The 4,496-nt window shown below is 63.0% G+C and carries 4 protein-coding genes; 2 read left to right on the top strand and 2 right to left on the bottom strand.

All coding sequences use genetic code 11. The annotated features are described in order from the left end of the window. The coding region (locus EN780_RS28195; protein WP_189556794.1) for a peptidoglycan-binding protein at positions 1-613 on the top strand (613 nt) is incomplete at its 5' end. A gap of 82 nt (positions 614-695) precedes the next feature. Here EN780_RS28195 and EN780_RS28190 read toward each other — a convergent pair. Continuing rightward, positions 696-1,916, bottom strand: coding sequence for an alanine racemase (locus EN780_RS28190; RefSeq protein ID WP_127309670.1), 1,221 nt, complete (start codon positions 1,914-1,916; stop codon positions 696-698). Positions 1,917-2,133: 217 nt separating this feature from the next. Here EN780_RS28190 and EN780_RS28185 point away from each other — a divergent pair, with 217 nt between their 5' ends. Continuing rightward, positions 2,134-3,054: a DMT family transporter gene (locus EN780_RS28185; protein ID WP_128275933.1), complete on the top strand. Its 921-nt coding sequence runs from the start codon at positions 2,134-2,136 to the stop codon at positions 3,052-3,054. Positions 3,055-3,553: 499 nt separating this feature from the next. On the opposite strand, the gene metF is transcribed toward EN780_RS28185, so the two are convergent. Further along, on the bottom strand, positions 3,554-4,471 hold the full coding sequence (metF, locus tag EN780_RS28180; RefSeq protein ID WP_127283286.1) for a methylenetetrahydrofolate reductase [NAD(P)H]: 918 nt from the start codon (positions 4,469-4,471) through the stop codon (positions 3,554-3,556). Positions 4,472-4,496: the final 25 nt, after the last annotated feature.

The raw sequence follows: 4,496 nt of genomic DNA, 5'->3' as shown, positions 1-4,496 counted from the left end.
CGACTACCTTGCCCGCGGCGTCGACGGCGATGGCGACGGCATCGTCGACCTGCGCCACAGCGTACCGGACGTGATCATGACCACGGCCAACAAGGTGCTGTCGCGCGGCTGGAAGCGCGACCAGCCCTGGATCGAGGAAGTCCGGGCGCCCGACGACATGCCCTGGGACCAGACCGGCCGCACCAACAAGCTGCCTTTATCGCAATGGACGCAATGGGGCGTCACCAACCCGGACGGCTCCCCGCTTGTCGACAATGGCCTCAAGGCCGGCCTGGCCCTGCCGATGGGCCGCAAGGGACCGGCCTTCCTCACCTACGACAATTTCGATGTCTATCTCGAATGGAACCAGTCCTTCACCTACGCGCTGACCGCGGCCAACCTCGCCGCCCGGCTGGCGGGCGCCCCGCAGCTCAATCCACGCAATCCCGAACCCGGCCTCAGCGGCGATCAGATGAAGGCGCTGCAGACGAAGCTTGAAGCCAAGGGCTATGACGTCGGCACCGTCGACGGCATCCTTGGCACCAACACCCGCGAGGCAATCCGCAAGGAACAGATGCGGCTTGGCCTGCCGGTGGACGGCTGGCCGACGCCGGAGCTTCTGGCGAGATTGTAAGATGAGGGATTAGGCAGTAGGCAATAGGCAATAGGAACTGAAGCAGAGACTGGAGAACCTCCTACTGCCTACTGCCTACTGCCTAACTCGCCATCGTCTCCAAACTCGCAAATCCCTGCGGCGCGTCGCCCTCGTCGAACGGTGTCGTCACCTCGACGAAAGTGTCGGGGAAGAAGCCGTTGAAGCGTGTCCTCAGCGACAGCGAGTAGGCGCCGATATGGCCGATCTCGATCCAGTCGCCGGTGTCGACCGTCTCCGGCAGCCAGAACGGCCTGGACAGAATATCGACGGAATCGCAGGTCGCGCCGCAGACCTTGAAGGGCACGATGTTCTTCTCCTCGCCATTGCGCGAACGGATCGCGGGGTCCGGAATGAAACGCGCCGGCAGCGTGATCTTGCCGGTCCATGAATCCGACAGCGACGCCCAGATACCGTCATTGATGTAGAGCCGCTTGCCCTTGCGCAAGAGCACGCGCACGATCAGCGACAGGCAGCGCGCCACGATCACCCGTCCCGGCTCCGCCACCAGCGGCATCTGGTCGAACTGGTATTCCTTGATGTCTCCCGACAGCCGCGACATGATCTGGCCGAGCGATGGCATTTCGACCTGCTTGCGGTTGGGATCATGGCCATACTCGGCCGGAAAGCCGCCACCGACATCGAGCCCGGCAATGTCGAAGGTCAGCCGGTTGCGCACCCAGTCGGCCGAGGCCAGCGCCCGCTCATAGGTGTCGGGATCCTCGATCTGGCTGCCGACATGGAAGCAGAGGCCGACCTTGTAGCCGGTGCGGTTGAGCCTCTCGGCGAGTTCCACCGCATAGGCCGGACCGGCGCCGAACTTCTTCGACAGTTCGTAGGCCGCCGACCCCTTCGTCTGGATGCGCACGAAGACGGTGATTGCGCCGGGATCGATGTCGAGCGCGCGCACCACCCTGGTCAGCTTGGTGATCTCGTCCTCATGGTCGAGCGAGATGACGCGAATGCCGTATTTCTCCAGCGCCAGCTTGATGTCCGACTGCGCCTTGATCGGATGCATGTAGAGCATCTCGGCATCGGGCGAGACGGCGCGCACGGCGGCGAACTCGCCGGGCGAAGCCACGTCGAAAGCGGTGACGCCGGCCTCGACCAGCGCCTTCAGCACGATCTGCTCGCCATTGGTCTTGACCGCATAGGCCGTCTTGCCGGGAAACATGCCCATGAACTGCAGCGCGTCGGCCTTCAACACCTGAGGGCGAAAGCAATAGACCGGATCGTCCGGACGAAGCGCCAACGCCGCCTCGCGGGCATTCTCGAATCGCTGCATGGACGAATCCTTCGAACTAGGCTGCGCACAATTAATCCAAGCTAGCGGCTAAAGAAAACAATTCTGTGTCTCGGCTTGTTACCGCTGCCGGGTTACGCCTGTTGCGGGAGGAGCTAGGCCAGCCGTCATGTTTCGGGTGGCCCTTGCTTCGGAACCGCATATGGCTTGAAGGACATTCTATAGGATCGGCATTCCGACGGTCCGGGAGGGCAGGCATATGGCAACAGCAGCAGCCACCGCCACGGCACGCGGCCCGATGACGCTCGCTGACTGGGGACAGTTGCTTTTGCTCGGCGCGATCTGGGGCGGTTCGTTCTTCTTCGCCCGCATTGCCGTCTCGGAGCTATCGCCCCTTGTGCTGGTGCTGTTTCGCGTCGCCATCGCGGCGACAGCACTCCAGCTCTATCTCGCCATGCGCGGCCCTTCGTTCCGCCTCGCCTTCCCGCATGCAGGCCTGTTCTTCCTGCTGGCGCTCGCCAACAACGTCGTCCCCTTCTCGCTGATCTTCGCCGGCCAGACAGAACTTGGCGCCGGTATCGCCTCGGTGCTCAACGCCACCACGCCGTTCTGGACTTTGGTCCTCGCCAATGCGCTGACATCGGACGAGAAACTGTCCTGGAACAAGCTTGCCGGCATTGCGCTCGGCATTGCCGGCACGGCAGTGATGATCGGTCCCGGCCTGCTTGCCGGGCTTGGCGGTCCGGTCTGGGCGAAGTTCGCGCTGATCGGCGCCTCGCTCTCCTACGCCGTCGCGCTGATGATTGCCCGCCGCTTCAAGGGCGTGCCCTCGCCGGTGATCGCCACCGGACAATTGACCGCCTCGACCATCATCATGATCCCGGTCGTGCTCATCGCCCATGGCCCTGCCGGTCTGTTCTCGGCCTCGCCGCCAGTCTGGGCGGCGGTGCTGGGGCTGGCTCTGCTCTCAACCGCCTTCGCCTACATTCTCTATTTCAACCTCGTCGCCTCGGCCGGCGCCACCAACGCCTCGCTGGTCACGCTCATCGTGCCGGTCAGCGCCATGCTGCTCGGCTTCCTGTTCCTTGGCGAGCGACTCGAACTGTTCGAAATGGGCGGCATAGCATTGATCGGACTTGGCCTGATCACCATAGACGGGCGCTTGTTCGGCCAACGCTGAAGGCGCGTTGTTCGTTAGAACGAAACGGCGATCTAGATCCTTTGATTGACTCCCGCATCGCGCATTCCTACCGGACGTCGATGCTGCAAGGCCGTCCGAGTCGACCCTGGTAACGCTGCCATGCCTAGCTTCCGCCGCAGGGCCGCCATAATTTATTCACAAGCCCTGAGCTCGCTTTTGCCGAAGAGTTTCAATGCCTAACGGCAAAAGCCAGGTCGCAAATTCCACATTCACGTCGCATTGCAGCACATTTTCCGCTTGCCTGTGGCACAAATGACCCTAGACTCCTGCCATAGCTCTTAAGAGGAGGCTATGACATGGGACTGACGAGGCCAATCAACGCATTGATGATTTGTGCAGCGTTCGCATTCATCGGCGCCCTAATCATAGGCGTTCTTCCGTAACCGCCAGAGCGGAAGAAATCAGCAGCTGACAGTCAATCCATTTCGAAAGGCCGGGTTCTCACCCGGCCTTTTGCGCTTCACGTCACGACGACAGATCAGGCCGCGGCCGAGCCAGCCGCTTCCGTTTCATGCGAGCGGATGCCGATCATGTGGCAGATGGCAAAGACCAGGTCGGCGCGGTTCATCGTGTAGAAGTGGAAGTCGCTGACGCCACGTTCGACGAGGTCGAGCACCTGCTCGGCCGCCACCGCCGAGGCCACCAGCGCATGCGTCTGCGGGTCGTTCTGAAGCCCCTCGAAACGCTCGGCCAGCCATGCCGGCACCAGCGCGCCGCAGCGCGCCGAGAAATTGGCGACCTGGGTGAAATTGTGCACCGGCAGGATGCCCGGCACGATCGGAATATAGATGCCTGCCCGCCGCGCCCGCTCGACATAGCGCTCGTAGAGATCGTTGTCGAAGAAGAACTGGGTGATGGCGCGGGTCGCGCCATTGTCGGCCTTGCGCTTCAGCATGTCGAAGTCGGTGGCGAAGTCGGGGCTTTCCGGGTGCTTTTCCGGATATGCGGAGACCGAGATGTCGAAATCGCCGGCGCTCTTCATCGCGCCGACGAGCTCGGCGCCATTGGCATAGCCATCCGGATGCGGCCTGTAGGCGGTGCCGACGCCCGCCGCCGGATCGCCGCGCAGCGCGACGAAGCGGGTGACGCCCATATCGGCGAATTCGCGCACCACGGCGTCTACCTGATCGCGCGCGGCGTCGACGCAGGTCATGTGCGCCGCCGGCGTCAGCGTCGTCTCATTGAGGATGCGCTTGACGGTGCGGGCGGTGCGTTCGCGCGTCGAGCCGCCGGCGCCATAGGTCACCGAGACGAATTTCGGCTTGAGCGGCTCCAGCCGGGTGACGGTGTCCCAAAGCCTGGCTTCCATCTCGTCGGTCTTCGGCGGGAAGAACTCGAACGAAACCCGGACCTTGTCGCCAATGTCGGGGCGGCGGGAAAAGCGGAACTGGTTCATCAGGCGGTTTCCCCTGCCGGAAGAG

The sequence above is a fragment of the Mesorhizobium sp. M4B.F.Ca.ET.089.01.1.1 genome (assembly GCF_004022605.1).
GTDB lineage: Bacteria > Pseudomonadota > Alphaproteobacteria > Rhizobiales > Rhizobiaceae > Mesorhizobium > Mesorhizobium abyssinicae.
This window is presented reverse-complemented; position numbering and strand designations above follow the sequence as displayed.

Excerpts from the sequence above, each read along its gene's own strand:
- EN780_RS28190 (WP_127309670.1), bottom strand. The coding sequence starts at position 1,916 with ATGCAGCGATTCGAGAATGCCCGCGAGGCGGCGTTGGCGCTTCGTCCG.
- EN780_RS28185 (WP_128275933.1), top strand. The coding sequence starts at position 2,134 with ATGGCAACAGCAGCAGCCACCGCCACGGCACGCGGCCCGATGACGCTC.
- metF (WP_127283286.1), bottom strand. The coding sequence starts at position 4,471 with ATGAACCAGTTCCGCTTTTCCCGCCGCCCCGACATTGGCGACAAGGTC.